Source organism: Massilia violaceinigra, from assembly GCF_002752675.1.
Classification (GTDB): domain Bacteria; phylum Pseudomonadota; class Gammaproteobacteria; order Burkholderiales; family Burkholderiaceae_D; genus Telluria_A; species Telluria_A violaceinigra.
The window spans coordinates 669,728-687,220 of record NZ_CP024608.1 but is presented as its reverse complement, the minus strand read 5'-3'; the positions used below and the strand labels follow the sequence as shown (position 1 = coordinate 687,220).

Here is a 17,493-nt window from a genome sequence, read left to right as displayed (position 1 = left end):
ACCCGGTTCAGCGCACGATAATATCGTTCTTCACGCTCTTGACGCCATCGATCTTGCGCGTCAGCGCCACCGCCTTGGGAACGTGGTCGGGCGCGCTGACAAAGCCGCTCAGCTGCACCGTGCCCTTGAAGGTTTCGACATTGATTTGCGTGGCCTTGAGCTCGGGATCGGCCACCAGGGCCGCCTTGACCTTGCCGGTGATGACGGTGTCGTCGATGAATTCGCCCGCGCTTTCGCGCTGCGCGGTGGGCGCGCAGGCGACCAGGGCCAGCAGGGCGAAGCCGGACAGGGTCCGTGTGAGGCGTTCTGCGATTGTCATGGGATGCTCCGGTAGTGAAGGGATCATCCTATTGTCGCGTGAGAGCGCGCACCGGATTTGACATGGCACAAACGGACCAGCGCCCAAAGGTGCATCAGCCTGCCGCCGGCCCCTGCCTGCGGCCCGCCGCGATGGCGACCGGGGCCGCCGTGGCCGGCACCAGGTCGCGTCCGATCACCAGGCGCATGTCGGCGCGGCCGATGTCGCCCACGGCCACCACGCGGGCGGCGCCGAAGCGTTCGGCCAGGCGCTCGGCGGCCTCGCGAAATTCCGGCTGGTATTCGATGCGGGTCTGGCGCACGCCGAAGCCTTTCTGGTTGCTCAGCCGCACCACGCGCAGGGCGCCCTGCTCCATCGTGCCGGCCAGCGAGCGCGCCATGCCGGTCACGCCGTTTCCATTGCGAATCTCCAGCAGGGCCCGGGCCGGACGCGCTTGTGGCGCTGCCTGTGCCTGTGCCGCTACCGCTACCGCCGCGGGCGCGGCAGGCAGCGGCGCCGGCCGCGCGCTCACCCGCTGCACCACGAACACCCCGGCGCCATCCTGGCGCACGTCGGTCCGGTCCCACTGCGGCTCCTGCGCCAGCGCCTGCCCGTCCGCCTTGACCGCCGTGTCGATGGCGCGCACGCCGGCGCGCTCGGCGACCGCGTAATCGCTCTTGAAGTCGTGCGTGCGCAGGGCGCTGGCCTGCATGGCCATCTGCGCGGCGCGTTCGTGCTGCCCGACTTTCGCGAGCGCTTCGCCCAGATGCTGCCAGGCGCGCTCGCTGAGCGGATCGAGCAGGCACGCCTTCTCAAGCGCGGCCAGGGCTTGCTCGAACTCGCCGTTAAGGAAGTGGGCGTAGCCGAGATTACTGAACAGGAAGGCGCTGTCCTGCCCGCCGCCGGCCGCTTCCTGCGTCATGGCCTGCCACAGACGAATGGCGCGCGCGAACTCGCCCTTTTCGGCGTACAGGGTCGCCAGGCCGTTGCGCGCTTTCACGTGCCCGGGATCGCGCGCCAACGCCGCCTCGTAGGAAGCGCGCGCCGCGTCGTAACGGTAAGCGAGGTGCTCGCCGCGCCCCAGCAAGTAGGCATCCTCGGCGCGCAGCGGGGCTGCCTCGGCCAAGGCCGGCGCGCCGCCGGGATTGGTGCAGGCCAGCAGCAGCGCGCCGGCGCACAGCAGGGAACAGCGGGACAGGGTGGTTCGCATGGCGGGCTCCGGTACGAAAGAAACAGAAAGAAGTTACTGGCCGTTGACCGACTTGAGCGTGCGCATGATCTGCATGGCGGCGGGGCCGAGCAAGACCATCAGCAGGGTCGGGAAGATGAAGAAGATTAGTGGGAACATCAGCTTCACGCCGATTTTGGCGGCTTGCTCCTCCGCCATCTGGCGCCGCTTGGTGCGCAGGGTGTCGGCGTGCACCCGCAGCGAGGTCCCCATGCTGGTGCCGAAGCGCTCGGACTGGATCATCATCGCCACCAGGGTGTCGACGTCTTCCACGCCGCTGCGCAGGGCAAAATTGCGCAGCGCTTTTTCCTTGCTGAAGCCGGCCCGCATTTCCATCAGCACCAGCTGCATTTCCTGGGCCAGCACCATGCTCTTGATGTGGATTTCGGCGGCCACCTTGATCAGCGCGCGCTCCAGGCTCAGGCCCGCTTCCACGCACACCGTCAGCAGGTCGAGCGCGTCGGGAATCGACTCGAAAATTTCGCGCTGGCGCCGGCGCGCCGTGAATTCGAGCACGGCATTGGGCAGGTAGTAACCGAATGCGGCCGTGCCGAGCAGCAGCAGCATGATGCGTTGCCCGCTCATGAAGTCGCTCGAGAGCGCGATCCACAGCCCCACCATGGCCGGCAGGAACAGCGCCAGCAAGGTCTTGGAGCCGAAATACACGCTGGCCACGGCCGGGCCGCGCCAGCCGGCATTCATGAAGCGCGTGCGCAGGGGCGATTTTTCCCAGCCCTGCTCGGGCAGCGACAGGCTGCTGAAGGGCTGGGCCACCTTGGCCACCTTTTCCACCCAGCCATCGCTGCGGCGCGCGCCGGTGTCGGCGGTGGCGCCCACGCGCGCCAGGCGCTGGCGCATGTAGCCGGGCCAGAAGGTCGCCATCGCCAGGCCGGCCAGCCCGACGACGACCGCGAACACGATCACCAGAAACAATAATTGCGAGCCGCTCATGGCTTTCTCCTAGACGCGAATGTTGATCAGTTTGCGCAGCCACAGCACCCCGATGGTGATCATCGCCCCGGCATAGCACAGCAGGCGTATCCCGCTCGGGTCGGTCCACAGCATGCTGATGTATTCGGGATTGGTCAGATACATCATCCCGGCGACCGCGAACGGCAGGATGCCCAGGATCCAGGCCGAGATACGCCCTTCGGCCGACAGCACCCGCACCTGCCCGAGCAGCTTGAGGCGCTCGCGGATGATGTGGCCGATATTGCCCAGGATCTCAGCCAGGTTGCCGCCCGACTCGCGCTGGATCAGTACCGCGATCACCATGTAGCGCAGGTCGGTCAGGGGAATCCGTTCGGCCAGGCTGTGCAGCGCTTCACCCATCGGCACGCCGTAGTTGATCTCCTGGTGCACGGTGCGAAATTCGCCGCTGAGCGGTTCGGGCAGTTCGCTGCCGACCATCTGCAGCACATTGGTAAACGAGTGCCCGGCACGCATGGCGCGCGCCAGGAAGTCGGCCGCCTCCGGCAACTGCTGCTCGATCTTTTCCATGCGCATGGCACGCGTGCGGCGCAGCAGGAAATACGGCAAGCCCAGGCCGGCCAGCAGCATCGCCCAGGTCACCAGCGGCGGCGTGTCCCAGGCATGCGCCACCAGCGCGGCCGCGCACAGAAAAGCCAGCGAGGCCGCCAGGAACTGCGCCACCATCCAGTTCACGCCCGCCTGCATCAGCAGGCGATCGATGGCGTGCGCCAGGCGCAGGCGGTGCAGCAGGGCATCCAGGCCATCGCTGGCGCTGTAGCGGCGCCGCTTGAGGATGGAAATCGCGCCACCCTCCACATCGGTGCCGCCCGACATCACGCGCAGGCGCCGCGCGATGCGCTTGGCGCCGCCGCCGCGCGTTTCCGACCACAGCAGGTAGCCGCCCTCGATCAGCAGGATGACCGCGGCGAACAGCAGCACGGCAAAGCCATAAAAGACATAGTCCATGGAGGCTCCTATTCGAAGATGCGGCTGGGGTCGAAAGCCGAGTCGGGCACGGGCGCGCCGAACAGTCGCAGGCGGTCGGCGAAGCGCGGCCGCACCCCGGTGGCGCGGAAATGCCCGACCACCTTGCCTTCGGCATCGACTCCAGTCTGCTCGAAGCAAAAGATTTCCTGCATGGCGATCATGTCGCCCTCCATGCCGGTGATTTCCTGCAGGCTGACCAGCTTGCGCGCGCCGTCGGTCAGGCGCGTGACCTGCAGCACCACCGTGATCGCCGAGCAGATCTGCTGGCGCACCGCGCGCGGGGTGAGCGTCACGCCGGCCATGCCGACCATGTTTTCCAGGCGCGCCAGGGCGTCGCGCGGGGTGTTCGAGTGGATCGTCGCCAGCGAGCCTTCGTGGCCGGTGTTCATCGCCTGCAGCATGTCCATCGCTTCGGCGCCGCGCACCTCGCCCAGGATGATGCGGTCGGGCCGCATGCGCAGCGCGTTGCGCACCAGCGCGCGCTGGGTCACCTCGCCCTTGCCTTCGATATTCGGCGGGCGCGTCTCGAGGCGCACCACGTGCGGCTGGCGCATCTGCAGTTCGGCCGCGTCTTCGATGGTGATGATGCGCTCGTTGGCCGGAATGAAGCCCGACAGCAGGTTGAGCAAGGTGGTCTTGCCGCTGCCGGTGCCGCCCGAGATCAGGATGTTGATCTTCGAGTGCCCGAGCGACTGCAGCACCTGCACCATGGGCGGGGTCATGCTCTTGAAGCGCAGCAGGTTCTCGACCGTCAGCGGGGTGGCCGAAAAACGCCGGATCGACAGGATCGCGCCATCGACCGCCAGCGGAGGGATGATGGCGTTCACGCGCGAGCCGTCGGGCAGGCGCGCGTCGACCATCGGACTCGATTCGTCGACCCGGCGCCCGACCCGCGAGACGATCTTTTCGATGATCTTCATCAGGTGCGCGCTGTCGTGGAAGGTGATGTCGGTCAGTTCCAGCCGTCCGCGCCGCTCGACGTACACCTGGTTGAAAGTGTTGACCAGGATGTCCGAGACGCTCGGATCGGACAGCAGGGATTCGAGCGGGCCGAAGCCGAGCATTTCATGCTGGATGTCGAGCACCAGGTCGTGCCGCTCGTGCTGGTTGAGCACGATGTGTTCTTCTTCGATGATGTGCTGCACCAGCAAGCCCAGTTCATGCTTGAACTGCTCCGGCGTGAGGCGCTTCAGGCGCTCCAGGTCGATGCGGTCGAGCACCATCTGGTGCATGTTCTTCTTCAGGTCGTGATAAGCGTGGTTGGCCGGCTCGGCGTCGGCCGGCTGGGTGTTGCGGCTGTCGTCGGTCGCCGTCAGGCGTTCGCGTAAGGTCATGGGATTCTCCTGGGGTTTATTGTTCGGCCTCGGCGCGCCCGAACAGGCGGGTCAGCAAGCCCTTGGTTTCCGGAACGCGCCGCGCGGTGACCAGCTCGACCAGTTCGGCCAGGCTGCGCGCCACCGGGCTGGCGCGCGACAGTTGCAGCACCGGCACGCCCTGGTTGACCGAATCGGTCACTGCCACGTAATCGTTGGGCACGGTGTGCATGACCTCGGCGCCGAGCGAAGCTTGCACGTCCTGCAGGCGCAGGCGTCCGCCCTTTTCGTAACGGTTCACGATCAGGCGCGTGTTTTCGATGGCGTAGCCGAGCGAGCGGAAGATGTCGAGCAGGCGGCGGCCGTCGCGCAGGTCGGGCAGGGCCAGCTGCAGCACCGGGTAGATGGCGTCGGCGTTGTCGAGCGCGCGCAGGGAAATGGCGTCGATCTGGCGTCCCACGTCGAGCACCACGTAGTCGTAGTGCTGGCGCGCCACGCGCAGGATGATGTCCATCTGTTCCGGTTTCAGGTCGACCGCGTGGGACGGATCGTCGGCCGCGGCCAGGATCCCGAAGCCGGGCGTGACGTGCACCAGGCAGGAGTCGAGAAAGGCGCCGTCGATGCGCGCGATCTGGCTGCACACGTCGGACAGGGTCATGGCCGGCTTCTGGTCCGACACATACAGGGTGGCGTCGCCGAACTGGCCGTGCAGGTCGATCAGGATGACTTTCTTGTCCGCCAGGCTGGCCAGGGCGTAGGCGAAATTGGTCGACAGGAAGGTGGCGCCGCTGCCGCCCTTGCAGGAGATGAAGGCCAGCACCTTGCCGTCGCACAGCTTGCCGGCATTGGCCGCATCGGCGATGCGGTTGATGGCGTCGTGGAAGGCGCTGTGCACCAGCGGCAGCTGCAGCACTTCGCGCACGCCGGCGCGCATGGCGCGGATCAGCAGGTTTTGCTGCTGGTCGCGGGTGAGCAGCATGAAGGTGGCGGCCGGGTACAGCTTGGCCAGGCGCACCAGCTGTTCGGCCTCGCTTTCATCGAGGCCGCTGGCATCGACGATCACCAGCGCCGGGCTGTCGGGCAGCACGCGCTCGAGCGCGTCGCGCAGACGGGCGCGCACGGCCACCAGGGTCACTGGCGGCATCCGCGCGGCGCCCTGGGCGGCGATCTCGGCTTGCAGCTGGCTGTCGTGAGTGATAAGTAAAGCTTTCATGGCACATCCTCGTGGGTAAGGCAACGCGGCTCAGGGGCCGGGGCAGATTTCGGTGTTACCTGCTTGGCGACCCAGCGACGCGGCCGGGACGACCGCCGCGAAGCTCGGGTAGGTGAATCCCCAGCCCAGCGCTTTGCCGGCGAACAGGGGTTTGTACGTGGCCGGCTCGCACGCGGCGCCGCTGCCCGGGGCGCACAGCTGGGCGCGCACGAAACGCACGCAGCTGGCGCCATTCGGATTGGCGTTGCAGTTGACTATGTTTTGCGAGGGGCAGGCCGGTACCGACGTGACCAGCCCGAAATCGCTGCGCAGGTGGCTGATCGCGATGCGCGCATCGGCCCCGTTGGCGCCCAGCGACATGCCGCCGCCGCGCGCCGGCAGCGATGCCGCCTGCGCCACGGCCGCCAGCGCGGCGCCGTCGGTGGCGTCGACCAGGGCCGCGCCGCGCGCCGCCGTGTAGGTCGCGTTCGAGAGCATGTTCCACAGGTACACCGCGCGCGCCATTTCGAGCATGCCGAGCGTGAAGAGCAGGAACAGCGGCAAGGTGTAGCCGAATTCGATCATGGTGGCGCCGCGCATGCGCTGGCGGGTCGTACGGAACGCTTGGTGCATGGTGGACTCCCGGCGCTCAATGGCTGTAAGGAACGGTGACGGCGGTCTGGACCGTCATGCTGCTGGGGATGCCCAGTGCGGTCACGGGCTGAAAGCCGTTATGCACCTCGACCACCAGCGAGACCGTGATGCTGTCCGGGCGCTCACCCCCGCACACCAGATTGCCGTTGCAGTCGAAGTCGTATTCGAGCAGCGGAGTGAGGGGCGCCACCCTGGCGTCGAGGAGCGACTTCTCGATCAGCGCGACGGTGCGCAGCTTCATCGTGCTGTTGGCCGCGGCGCCGCTGATCCATTCGGACGGCGGTGCCGCGGCCAGGGTGGCGGCGGCGGCGCCGGCGGTCTGCTTGAGCACCGCGTACACATAGAACAGGTGGCCCAGGCTGAAGATGATTGGCAGCAGGATATACATGGCTGACATGATCATGGCCAGTTCGATAGCGGCCATGCCGTGCGCGCGCGGCGGGAGAGTGGAAGCCATGGTGGAAGCCGCTTTCATCGGTACAGGACCGTCGAGGAGTTCAGGGAGTCGGCCGTGGCCAGGCCGCCGAATTCGGCATGCACGCCGAGCGGGCTGTCGGTCGCGCGCGAGGTCATCAGGAAGCTGCCCACCGCCAGCACCGTGGCCGTGCCGCCCGCGCCCACCGGGCAGGCCAGCAGCGGAATGTTGAGGATGCGCCGCCCCGCCAGTTTGGGGTAGCTCGATGGGCTGGGATTGACCTTGAAGGCGCCCGTCCCCCGGTACGGGACCATCGGATCGGCGGGGTAGATGCTGGTCGCCTCGGCCTGCTCCGTGGTGGCGACCGGGTACAGGACCGGCCAGGCACTCTTGGGAAACCTGGCGCCGGGGGTGTCCGGCGTGGCCGCGTCGTAGCGCTGCGGTTTGGCAAAGGCCCACAAGGGACCGTAGCTGACCGGGTTGGTGCCGGGCGTGGCGCCGCTGACGTCGGCAATAGTCTTGCGCTCGCCGGCGCCGACGACCTGGGTGGCGCTGGCCGGAACCTGGGTCAGGCCAGGGGTGGCGGCCGGCATGCGCATCCAGAAGGTGGGCACCGTGTATTCCTTGATGTTGGTATCGGCCGGGGCCGAGACCGGGTCGCAGGTCGAGCCGCTGCCGCTGCCGAAGCGCGAATTGAGTTCGGCCGTGAGCGAGGCGGGAAAGCCTTCGCGCACGTAGATGCTGGCGCCGTTGGGCAGGAACGGCAGCGCCACGGTGCCGCTGCACACCATCGGGCGCAGGGTGGCCAGGCTGCGGTGCGCCGCGTTCTCGATCGCCGGCGGAAAATCGATGGGATTGACCTGGTAGTTCAGCGCGGGAACCCCGACCGGATTGAGATTGAGCAGGTTGTAGCTGACCCCGCGCCGGAAGCCATGCTCGACGATTTCCTCGAAGCCGGGTGCGTTCACGCGCACCGTTCTGGCCTGGTTGTTCATGGCGCAGATGGCCAGCGGCGTGATCTGGACCGCGCTGCGCCCGGCCACCGCCTGCGCGCCCACCCGCAGGATCTTGAAATCGAGATGGATGGCGCGGGCGAACACGGTTTTCACCTGGCCCAGCTCCTCCGCCAGAGCGCTGGTATCGACACGGGCGTAGCGCATCGTGGCGACATTGGCCGCATTGACGGCGCCGGCCGGCAGCCAGGTGCCGCCCAGGTCGGGCGTGGCGCTAAAGCGCAGGGCGGCGGAATTCCATGTCATGGTGTTCGTCAGCGCGTAGGTGCTGGTATTGACAACTTGCGCCGCGCGCACAGCGGCGCTGGCGATGCCGGCCTCGGTGCCGTCGAGCGCGCGCGCCGCCGCCAGCGCGGCAGCGTCCACCGCCGCCTGCAGGTCGGTGCGGCGCATGTACGCCATCGACAGGTCGATCGCCATGCCGCACAGGTAGAGCAGCGGCATCAGGAGCAGGGCGAACACGAGCATGTAAGCGCCACGCTGGCGCCGCCGCCGGCAGGCCGCGAGGCGCAACTGCTTCATTTTGCGCCCCCGCCGATGGCCAGCGGCGCCAGCGCGGCGGGCGCTTCGGCCGAGTGCTGGTAGCGCTCCTGGGCGGCGGCCGCCGTCTTGCCGTCCAGTCCTGCCACGGGACGGGTGTTGCGCACGGCCGAGGGATCGATCACCTGGGCCGCCAGCGACGTGCGCACGGCCTGGCCGAAGCGCGCGTCCCAGCGCGGCGTGCTCGAGCAACCAGCCAGACAGACCGTCAATGCCAGCAAGCTGGCCATGCTGCTACCGATGCGTGTGTTCATGGCGCTCTCCTATTTCAGTTCAAAACCGCGCTGGGCGGACGAGGCGGGGGTAACCGGCGTGGCGCCTGGCGCACTCGCCGCTGCGCCGGCTGTCCGGGCAGTGGCTTGCTCTCCTTCCAGGCGCGAGCCGAGCATCGTCTGGGTGCGCGAGGGCGGCGCCAGGCTGTCGGTCGGCAGGGTGTAGTTCGCGGGCAGAGGCTTGACCAGGTGGGCCGTCACGACAAACACCAGCTCGGTGCGGTCTTCCTGGAAATCGGTGCTGCGGAACAGGGCGCCGAGCACCGGCACTTCGCCCAGCAGCGGCAAGCCCTTGCGGTTGGTAATCAGGTTGTTCTTGATCAGGCCGCCGATGGCGAAACTCTGGCCATTGAACAGCTGCAAGGTGGTACTGGCGCGCCGCTTGGTGATCAAGGGCAGCACCGCGCCGCCCGAAAAACCGGCGGCCGACACGCCGATGCCTTCGCGCGAGACTTCCGACACTTCCGGCGCCACCTTCAGATTGATGCGTCCGCCGGCCAGCACGGTCGGGGTGAAGCGCAGGCCGACCCCGAATTCCTTCTCTTCCAGGGTGATCTTGTTGTTGTCCTGGGCCACCGGAATAAAGATGCTGCCGCCGGCCAGGAAGCTGCCTTCCTGGCCGCTGACGGCCATCACGTTCGGCTCGGCCAGGATGCGTACGATGCCATCCTGCTTCTGCGCTTCCAGGTTGACGCGATTGCCGCTGCGCCGCTGCGAGCCGAGCGCGCCCTGGGCATTGCCAGTGATGAAATTGGCCAGCAAGGTGGTGGCCCAGCTGCCCGAGCCGAAGCCCCAGGTGACGCCCCCTTCCAGCCGTTCGAGCAAGCTTTTCGAGACTTCGGCGATCTTCACTTCGAGCATCACTTGCTGGGGCGCGCTGACCGCCAGCAAGTTGATCACGCGCGCGGCCGGAGCCGTGCTGGCGGCGCCGGCCGTGCCTCCCTTGGCCGCGGCCGCGCCGCCGGTGGCCGCGTCGCCGCCCTGCTGCGCCAGCGAACGCAGCGGCCGGCTGACGAACGCGGTGGCCAGTTCGACCGCCCGCAGCACGGCGGCGCCATCGGCCACGGTGCCGCTCAGCACCAGCGAGTCGGCGGCACTATGCACGCGGATATCCTTCTCTTCCGGCATCAGGGCCGCCAGGCTGGCCTGCAGCGCGGCCGGGTCCATGCCGACCACGATGTCGACGATGCTGCAGCTGCCGCTCTTGCCTTGCACGATCATGTTGGTGGTGCCGACATCGACCCCGAGCAGGTACAGGGTGTCCGGCGCGACCAGCATGGCTTGCACCACGGCGGCGTTGCCGATGCTGCGGTTGCGCACCGGTTCGGGCAGGCGCATCAGGTTCGATTTGCCCACCAGCAGCGTCATATTGCCGGGACGCGCCGCTTCGCCGCTGCAGCGCGGACCGCTGTCGGCGCGCTCGGCCTGGGGCTGCGCTTCCTTGGGGGTGGCGGCGGCGGCGCTGGCGCCGCTCAGCGCCAGCACTACGCCGAGCGCGGCGGCGGCGGTGAGGGTCGGTTTTCCTTGATTCATGCGTCTGTTCATGTCGGCCATCCTGTAAGGTGATTGCTCGAAAATCAAAAACATTCTTGTGATGTGGTCACGCCGTTCAAGACGCTGACGCAGTCGCGCCGGACTTGCGCCACCACCGGCGCGGGGCGCGCGGCGGCACGCGGGGCTGCGCGCGGTTTGGCCGGCGCCGCCTTGGCAGCGGACCCGGACCCGGGCACCGGCGTGGCGGCGGCGGCGGCCAGCTCGTCGAGCAGGCTGGCCTTGGTGGCTCCGGCCGTCTGCGGCGAACCGGGATCGACCTGGTTGCGCAGCGCCAGCGACAAGGTGCCGACGCCGCGTGCCAGGTCGAGCGTCTCGGCCTGTTCCGGCGTGACTTCGAGGGTGACGGCGTTGACCACTTTCGGCTTGGTTTCGTCGCGGCTCACTTCCTGGGCCACGGCCAGCACCAGGATGCGTTCGAGCACGATCTTGGAGATGTGCAGCGCATTGCGGTGCTGCCTGACCTGGTCGCCCGGGTCGCGCTCGGTGTGCACGATGATGTCGACGTAATTGCCCGGCAGCGCAAAGCCGGCCACGCCGATGACATCGTTGACGCGCACCGTGATGGCGCGCTTGCCTTCGCTGATCAGGGCCGACAGGCCGCCCAGGGTGCCGGCCGGGGCCAGCTTCGCTTCGGTCAGCGGCTCGCCCTTGAGGACGTTGGTCTTGAGTACCCGGTCGCTCAGCTTGAGGCTATCCTTGAAGGCATCCTTGGGGATCGTTGCGGTCGGCCAGTCGACCAGGCGCAGCATGTCGGGCGAGATGCGCTGGCCGCGGCTGATGTCGCCGGTGGCGACGACGATGCGGCTGGCCGCGTTGGCCGGCTGCCCTAGCAGCCAGAGGGAAGCCAGGATGACGGCGCCGATCCCCAGCAGGACCGCCACACCCATCGTCAGCAATGCGCGTTTGTTTTTCATGAGATCCTCTCGTACAGGGTGGTGCCGTTATCGGCTGAAAAAGACAGGGGCGGATGGGCCGGGGCCGTGGCCAGCGCGGGCGGCGCCACCGACATGCTGTGCCAGGCTTGCTCGATGGCGGCCGCGCTCACGCGCGCCGTGACGCCGGCAAAGGCGGCGAAATCGTTCACCCGTCCCAGCAGCTCGGCCGGATAGCTGGCCAGCAACGCTCGTCCGCTGGCGCGGTGCAGGCGCGTGATCAGGTAGTCCAGCACGGCCTCGTCGCAGGCCAGCCCATGCCGCTGGCACTGGCGCCGGAACAGGGTGGCGTAGGCCGTTTCGGAGAGCGGACCGACCAGGATCTTGTAGCCGATGCGGCGCAGGAAAGCGTCGTCGAGCAGCAGTTGCGGCGCCAGGTTGGTGGCCAGCACCAGGGTGACGTCGAACGGCACGGCGATCTTGCAACCGCCCTCGATGGTGAGCTGGTCGCTGCCGCTGTCGAGCGGGGCGCTGAAACGGTTGAGCAATTCTTCGGCCGGAATACGCTGGCGTCCCAGGTCGTCGATCACGAGGATGCCGTTATTGGCCATGAAATGCGGCGGCGCGCGGTACACGCCGCTGGCCTGGTCCAGGCGCAGGTCGAGCATTTCGTAGCCCAGTTCGGCGCCGACCTGCACCACCGGGCGCTGGCACAGCACCCAGCGCGCATCGGGCTTGCGCCGTTCTTCGTTGTGGCGCGTGTGCAGGGGCGAGGCCGGCACATGCAAGGCCGGATCGTGGAACTGGATGATGTGGCCCTCGGCCAGGATGGCATGCGGAATGGCCACCAGCCCGCTTTGCAGCTGGCCCAGCTTGCGCGCCAGGGTGGTCTTGCCGCTGCCGGACGGGCCATGCAGCAGCAGCGGGCGGCGCGACTGCAGCGCCGCGCCGAGCTGGTCGCGCACGCCGGGATCGAGCACGTCGTCGGCGAAGGCGGCGGCCATCTCGGCCATGCCGATCGGCTGGACCTGGGCGTGCCGGCTCGACTGGCGTTCGGCCAGGTCGCGGTAAGCCTGCAGGGTGACCGGGGCCGGCCCCACATAGCGGCAACGCGCCAGGAACTCGGCCGCGCGCAAACGTCCGCCCTCGGTGAGCTGATAGTGGACGTCGAGATCGGAGTCGCCGCGCCCGGCCACCTCGGCCAGGTGGTCGGCCTGCATGGCGTCCAGCACTTCGCGCAAGACATTGATCGACAGCTTGAGCTTGCCGGTGAGGACAGGCAGGTGAATCCTGCCGATCGCGTACATGCCCTTGGTCACCAGTTCGATCACCAGCCCCAGTTCGAGGCCGGTGTCGCGTACGCAGCGCGGCTGCGGCGGCGGACTGCTGATGCCGTGGTCGGTGGAAGTGGCGCGCACCCGCGGGCTGCTGGGCGCAAGCGCTCCGGTCGGATCGATGTAACTCATGTCGGTTCCTAAAAAAAGGCAGATGGCGTTTCCGAAAGGCACAATTTATTTTAGCCACGCCTCCCTTGGCCGATTTGACAAACAGCAAGCTCTGACCGTGCGGAAACTTAAAGCCAGGGCTGCGCCAGAGTGAAAAAGGTGCCGCCGGCGATGGCGACGGCGTATGGCATATTTCCCACACTCGGGGCCGGCATCGGTTCGGCCACGGCCGGCATGCCGCCGATGCGCAGGAACAGGGGGCGCAGCAGCGCCATCAGATTGGCGCCGGTATCGCGCAGGCGCCCGCTGGCAAGGATGATCAGCAGCGCCATCAGGCCCCCGGCGCAAAAGGCGGCCAGGGCGATGTCCAGGGCCAGGGCGGGACCGGTGAAGGCGCCAACGGTGGCCATCAGCTTGACGTCGCCGGCGGCCATGCCGCGCAGGCAGTACAGGGGCAGAAATAGCAGCAGGCCGGTGGCGAAACCGGCCAGGCCCGTGCTCAGCAGCGCCAGCGGGTTGCCGCAACATAAATGCAGGATGGCGGCGCAGGCCAGGCCGGCGCCCAGCAGGCGGTTGGGAATGCGGCGCGACGCCAGGTCGGTGGCGGCAGCGGCGAGCAGCAGGGCGATCAGAATACATTGGGAAAGCGTCAAGGCAGGCATGGGCTACTCGCATAAAAAAGCCCCCCGGAACAGGGCCCTGTTCCGGGGGGCGTGGTGCAGCAAACGACGGCTCAGGTGGGGCCCGGGACGCCTTAGCTCTTCAGGCCGTCAACAACCGACTGGAACAAGACTTTCAGCTCGGCCTGCACATCTTTCAGCGATGAGACGATCGCAACTGCAATCAGTGCTGCAATCAGACCGTACTCGATGGCGGTGGCGCCGTCTTCATCGTTGATAAAGGCTTGCACTGCGGTGGTGATGGTGCTCATGGTGACCTCCGGTTAGTTAAGGACTGCCAACTTCTGGCACGGGTTCGGCATCGTTGCCGCCTTACCTTGAAGTACGCTGCCGCTGTTCTTCAATTTTTCCGCCATTGAGTTCACTATAGGGAGTTGCCGAAGAGATGCCTTGACCTCACGCAACTTTCCTCCGTGGTATGAATTTTGTTATTATTGAAACGGTCGATATACGACAGGATGGCGAAAAAGTTGCTGTGCGGTGAGCCGCAAGGCGCCGCACAACGGTAGAATCGGGTGAACGCGAGCGTTTATGCACGACAATTGCGGCTCTGCGGACCGGGCACGCGATGCGCCAACGGAACGCAGCGGGCGATCAGGTACACTAACCTGCACCAATGTCGATGGACATCGATTCTTCCGCTAGGTGGTAGTTGTTTGATTTACATTTCTGAGAACGACATGGATTCCCTTCTTAAACACATGGTGGACATGACTGGCCACCGCGACCACACGATGCTCGACATCTCGGTGATCTCGGCGGTTCAGGAGCTGGCACGGGCGTCGCAGACGCGCGTGCTGACCATCATGCATGTGCGCGGGGAGCAGTATGTGCGCGTGCGCGCCAGCATCTGCGCCGGTGGCGCGGCGCGCATGGAAGAGCCTGTCGATGCGAATGCGCCGGGCGAGCCGATCGGCAGTTTCCCGGCCCTGGCCGCGTGCATCGCCAACAACGAAACGAGTGCCGAAAGCATCGCGGCCGACGGCAAGCGCACCCTGTGGCTGCCGATCTGGATCGGCGAAAAGGTCGACACCTGCCTCGAAATCCTGCATCCGACGCCGTACACCACCGACACCATCCATGTCATCGGCGGCATCGTCAGCGTGTACCGCAACTTCCAGAACCTGCTCGACTACAGCGAACGCGACTCGCTCACGGGCCTGCTCAACCGCAAGACCTTCGACGACCAGCTGGCCAAGATGCTGCACGTCACCGCCGAGCAAGAATCGCTGGAACCGGGCCAGGAAGAGCGGCGCCAGCATTCGGACGCCGAAAAGCAGTGGCTGGCGGTGGTCGATGTCGACCATTTCAAGCTGGTCAACGACAAATTCGGCCACCTGTACGGCGATGAAGTGCTGATCCTGATCGCCAACCTGATGCAATCGTCGTTCCGCTCGCAAGACCGGGTGTTCCGTTTCGGCGGCGAAGAATTCGTGGTGCTGCTGCGTTCGACCACGCTCGACAATGCGCAAAAGATCATCGACCGCTTCCGCACGAATGTCGAATCGCATGATTTCCCCCAGGTGGGGCAGGTGACCGTGAGCGTCGGCTTCGTCAGCATCAGCCCGTTCGAGTCGCCTGTGATCATTCTCGGGCACGCCGACCAGGCGCTGTACTACGCCAAGAGCCACGGACGCAACCAGGCATGCCACTACGACGAGCTGGTGTCGGGCGGGCTGCTGCAGGCGGTGGCGTCGAACGATACGGCCGAGTTCTTCTAGTCCGCCCGGCCGGGCGCCGGACGGCTAAGCGACGCTGATGAACCGCATCGGGTCGACCTGCCACTTCTCGGGCGATTCGGGGCGGACGATCTTGTCGCCGCCGCCGAAGCCGACCGGGCGCGACAAATCCACCGTTTCCGGCTTGATATACCCATTGCGCCGGGTGTTGAAAAACACATTCACCTTGGGCGCCAGCAGATTGGTCTCGTGCGGCTCGATCACCACCGCCAGCCGCCCCGATTCGAGCATCACCATCGTTCCCACCGGATAAATCCCAACGCAGCGCATGAATTCCTGCGCGTACGTGGGATGAAAGTGGAACGTGCTCCACTCGAAAATCTTGCGCAGCGCTTCGGCCGCCGGCATGCCCTTGTGATAACAGCGCTCGGCCGTGATGGCGTCGTACACATCGACAATGGCGGCCATCTGCGCCAGTTCGCTGATGGCACCCTCGCCCTGCCGGTCCGGATAGCCGCTGCCGTCGCGCCGCTCGTGGTGGTGCAGGGTGATGTCGAGCGCAATCGCGCTTACGTCGGGCGACTTGACCAGGATATCGTAGCCGTCGCGCGGATGCCGCTTGACGATGGCAAACTCCTCGTCCGTCAGCGGCCCCGGCTTGTTCAAGATATGGTCCGGCACCAGCGCCTTGCCGGTATCGTGCAGCAGCCCGCCCAGGCCGGCCTGGTGGATGGTATCGGCATCCATCCCGCGCGAGCGGCAAAACGCCACCAGCAGGGTGCACACGCTGACCGAATGCAAAAACGTGTAGTCATCCTTGGTCTTGATGCGCAGCATGCCCATCAGCGCGCCCGGATTGCGCAGGATCGATTCGGTGATGTTGCGCACCACCGGCGCCACATTGTCCAGTTCGATGGCCTTGCCCAGCCGCGCATCCTGCATCACCGTGCGCACCAGCCCGGTGGCCTGGTGGCGGATCACGGCGGCGCGCTTGAGTTCCTCGGCCAGGGAGGTGCGGGTGACGATTACCGGCGCCGCGGCGATGGCCACCAGCGCCTCCTCGGTGCCCTGGCGCACCTCGTCGAGCGTGGGCGCATGGCCGAGGTCGAGCCCCTTGCTGCCATCGATGACCACGTCGTGGATGCCGGCCTCGATGATCTTGCGGATTTCCTCGTCACTGCTCAGCAGGAAACGATTGCGCACGAACGGGTGCGTCATCCAGTCGCAGCTCAGGTCATGGATGTACATGCCGGGCTTGAGTTGGGAAACATCGACTTTCTTGAGCATGATCCTGTCCGTCTGTGGTGTAATCTCGCGCAATCGCGAAAACCACCGTCAGTATAACGTCAATATTTCTTTGATGCATTTATACTTGCCGAAAGCCACTGAACTCACTCACTGCCCCGGACGCTCATGGAATTACGCCAGCTGCGCTACTACGTCGCCATTGTCGATCACGGCTCGCTCTCGCGCGCGGCGCTGGTGCTGCACGTGGCCCAGCCGGCCCTGACCCAGCAGTTGCGCCAGCTGGAAGAGGACCTCGGCGCGCAACTGCTGCACCGCTCGGCCCAGGGCGTGCTCACCACCGACGCCGGCAAGGTGTTTTACGAGCATGCGCTGGCGATCCTCAAGCAGGTCGGCGACGCCCGTTCGGCCGTGACCCAGTCGACCACCAGGCCGTCGGGCAGCGTCACCCTGGGGTTGCCGCACAGCATTTCTGGCGCCCTGGCCCTGCCCTTGCTGATGGCGGCGCGCCGCACCTATCCCGAGATCACCCTGCAGCTCACCGAAGAGTTATCCGGCAACCTGAACGAACAGCTCAAGTCGGGCCGGATCAACCTGGCGGTGCTGTTCGACGATGGCCAGCTGGGGGCGTTCGCCAGCAGCGCGCTGGTGGAGGAAGAACTGAGTTTCATCTGCCGCGCCGGTTCGGCCTTCAGCCCGCCGGGCGAGCGGGTGGCGCTGGCCGACGCCCTGGCCACCACATTGATCCTGCCGGCCCAGCAGCAAGGGGTGCGCCCGCGCATCGAAAACGTGGCGCGCGAAGCCGGCCTGCACCTGTCGAACGTAATCGAAATCAACTCGATCGCCATCCTCAAGTCGGCGATTCTGGCCGACATGGGCGCCACCATCCTGCCGGTGGCCCCGCTGCTGGCCGACATCGAACGCGGCGCCATGCTGGCCCGGCCTATCCACAGCCCGGCGCTGGCGCGCACGGTCACCCTGTGCGCCTCGCGCAATATTCCCCTGACCAACGCCGCCGCCGCGGTCAAGCGCCTGATGCACCAGGTGACCGAAGAACTGTGTGCCGGCGGCGCCTGGCCGGGCGCGCGCCTGCTCAAATAAGTCGCAGCGGCCCCGAGCTATCACTTTTTCTTA

18 protein-coding genes are annotated in these 17,493 nt (G+C 66.7%); 2 read left to right on the top strand and 16 right to left on the bottom strand.

The window, feature by feature from the left end; translation table 11 throughout:
- Positions 1 to 7 precede the first annotated feature (7 nt).
- From CR152_RS03195 to CR152_RS03125, 15 genes are all read right to left on the bottom strand, one after another.
- Complete coding sequence (locus CR152_RS03195) at positions 8 to 319, bottom strand: BON domain-containing protein (protein ID WP_099873647.1); 312 nt, start codon at positions 317 to 319, stop codon at positions 8 to 10.
- 94 nt (positions 320 to 413) lie between these two features.
- Positions 414 to 1,508, bottom strand: a complete 1,095-nt coding sequence (locus CR152_RS03190) for a LytR C-terminal domain-containing protein (RefSeq protein WP_099873646.1) — start codon at positions 1,506 to 1,508, stop codon at positions 414 to 416.
- Positions 1,509 to 1,541: 33 nt separating this feature from the next.
- Complete coding sequence (locus CR152_RS03185; RefSeq protein ID WP_099873645.1) at positions 1,542 to 2,477, bottom strand: type II secretion system F family protein; 936 nt, start codon at positions 2,475 to 2,477, stop codon at positions 1,542 to 1,544.
- Positions 2,478 to 2,486: 9 nt separating this feature from the next.
- On the bottom strand, positions 2,487 to 3,464 hold the full coding sequence (locus CR152_RS03180; protein ID WP_099873644.1) for a type II secretion system F family protein: 978 nt from the start codon (positions 3,462 to 3,464) through the stop codon (positions 2,487 to 2,489).
- Between the two features lie 8 nt (positions 3,465 to 3,472).
- Positions 3,473 to 4,819, bottom strand: a complete 1,347-nt coding sequence (locus CR152_RS03175) for a TadA family conjugal transfer-associated ATPase (RefSeq protein ID WP_099873643.1) — start codon at positions 4,817 to 4,819, stop codon at positions 3,473 to 3,475.
- 16 nt (positions 4,820 to 4,835) lie between these two features.
- Entirely contained in the window at positions 4,836 to 6,011 is a 1,176-nt protein-coding gene (locus CR152_RS03170; RefSeq protein WP_099873642.1) for a CpaE/TadZ family protein, read from the bottom strand.
- Positions 6,012 to 6,041: 30 nt separating this feature from the next.
- On the bottom strand, positions 6,042 to 6,623 hold the full coding sequence (locus CR152_RS03165) for a TadE/TadG family type IV pilus assembly protein (protein ID WP_099873641.1): 582 nt from the start codon (positions 6,621 to 6,623) through the stop codon (positions 6,042 to 6,044).
- A gap of 16 nt (positions 6,624 to 6,639) precedes the next feature.
- Positions 6,640 to 7,101: a hypothetical protein gene (locus CR152_RS03160; RefSeq protein WP_157778307.1), complete on the bottom strand. Its 462-nt coding sequence runs from the start codon at positions 7,099 to 7,101 to the stop codon at positions 6,640 to 6,642.
- Positions 7,102 to 7,115: 14 nt separating this feature from the next.
- Complete coding sequence (locus CR152_RS03155; RefSeq protein ID WP_099873639.1) at positions 7,116 to 8,594, bottom strand: pilus assembly protein TadG-related protein; 1,479 nt, start codon at positions 8,592 to 8,594, stop codon at positions 7,116 to 7,118.
- The gene (locus CR152_RS03150; RefSeq protein ID WP_229413269.1) at positions 8,591 to 8,866 is read right to left on the bottom strand and encodes a hypothetical protein; all 276 of its coding nucleotides are present in this window, start codon (positions 8,864 to 8,866) and stop codon (positions 8,591 to 8,593) included. Before CR152_RS03150 ends, CR152_RS03155 begins: the two co-directional genes overlap by 4 nt.
- A gap of 9 nt (positions 8,867 to 8,875) precedes the next feature.
- Complete coding sequence (locus CR152_RS03145; protein WP_099873638.1) at positions 8,876 to 10,417, bottom strand: type II and III secretion system protein family protein; 1,542 nt, start codon at positions 10,415 to 10,417, stop codon at positions 8,876 to 8,878.
- Positions 10,418 to 10,461: 44 nt separating this feature from the next.
- Positions 10,462 to 11,352 carry a Flp pilus assembly protein CpaB gene (cpaB, locus tag CR152_RS03140; RefSeq protein WP_099873637.1) on the bottom strand — a complete coding sequence of 297 codons (891 nt, stop codon included), beginning with the start codon at positions 11,350 to 11,352 and terminating at the stop codon, positions 10,462 to 10,464.
- Complete coding sequence (locus CR152_RS03135) at positions 11,349 to 12,776, bottom strand: DUF8689 domain-containing protein (protein ID WP_099873636.1); 1,428 nt, start codon at positions 12,774 to 12,776, stop codon at positions 11,349 to 11,351. Before CR152_RS03135 ends, cpaB begins: the two co-directional genes overlap by 4 nt.
- A gap of 107 nt (positions 12,777 to 12,883) precedes the next feature.
- Positions 12,884 to 13,417, bottom strand: coding sequence for a prepilin peptidase (locus CR152_RS03130; protein WP_099873635.1), 534 nt, complete (start codon positions 13,415 to 13,417; stop codon positions 12,884 to 12,886).
- Between the two features lie 92 nt (positions 13,418 to 13,509).
- Positions 13,510 to 13,686, bottom strand: coding sequence for a Flp family type IVb pilin (locus CR152_RS03125; protein WP_099873634.1), 177 nt, complete (start codon positions 13,684 to 13,686; stop codon positions 13,510 to 13,512).
- A gap of 429 nt (positions 13,687 to 14,115) precedes the next feature.
- Between CR152_RS03125 and CR152_RS03120 the strand changes: the two genes are divergently transcribed.
- Positions 14,116 to 15,156 carry a GGDEF domain-containing protein gene (locus CR152_RS03120; protein WP_099881954.1) on the top strand — a complete coding sequence of 347 codons (1,041 nt, stop codon included), beginning with the start codon at positions 14,116 to 14,118 and terminating at the stop codon, positions 15,154 to 15,156.
- A gap of 24 nt (positions 15,157 to 15,180) precedes the next feature.
- Here the strand turns inward: CR152_RS03120 and CR152_RS03115 are convergent, their stop codons facing one another.
- Entirely contained in the window at positions 15,181 to 16,401 is a 1,221-nt protein-coding gene (locus tag CR152_RS03115) for an HD-GYP domain-containing protein (protein ID WP_099873633.1), read from the bottom strand.
- Positions 16,402 to 16,527: 126 nt separating this feature from the next.
- Here CR152_RS03115 and CR152_RS03110 point away from each other — a divergent pair, with 126 nt between their 5' ends.
- Positions 16,528 to 17,460: a LysR substrate-binding domain-containing protein gene (locus CR152_RS03110; protein ID WP_099873632.1), complete on the top strand. Its 933-nt coding sequence runs from the start codon at positions 16,528 to 16,530 to the stop codon at positions 17,458 to 17,460.
- Positions 17,461 to 17,493 lie beyond the last annotated feature (33 nt).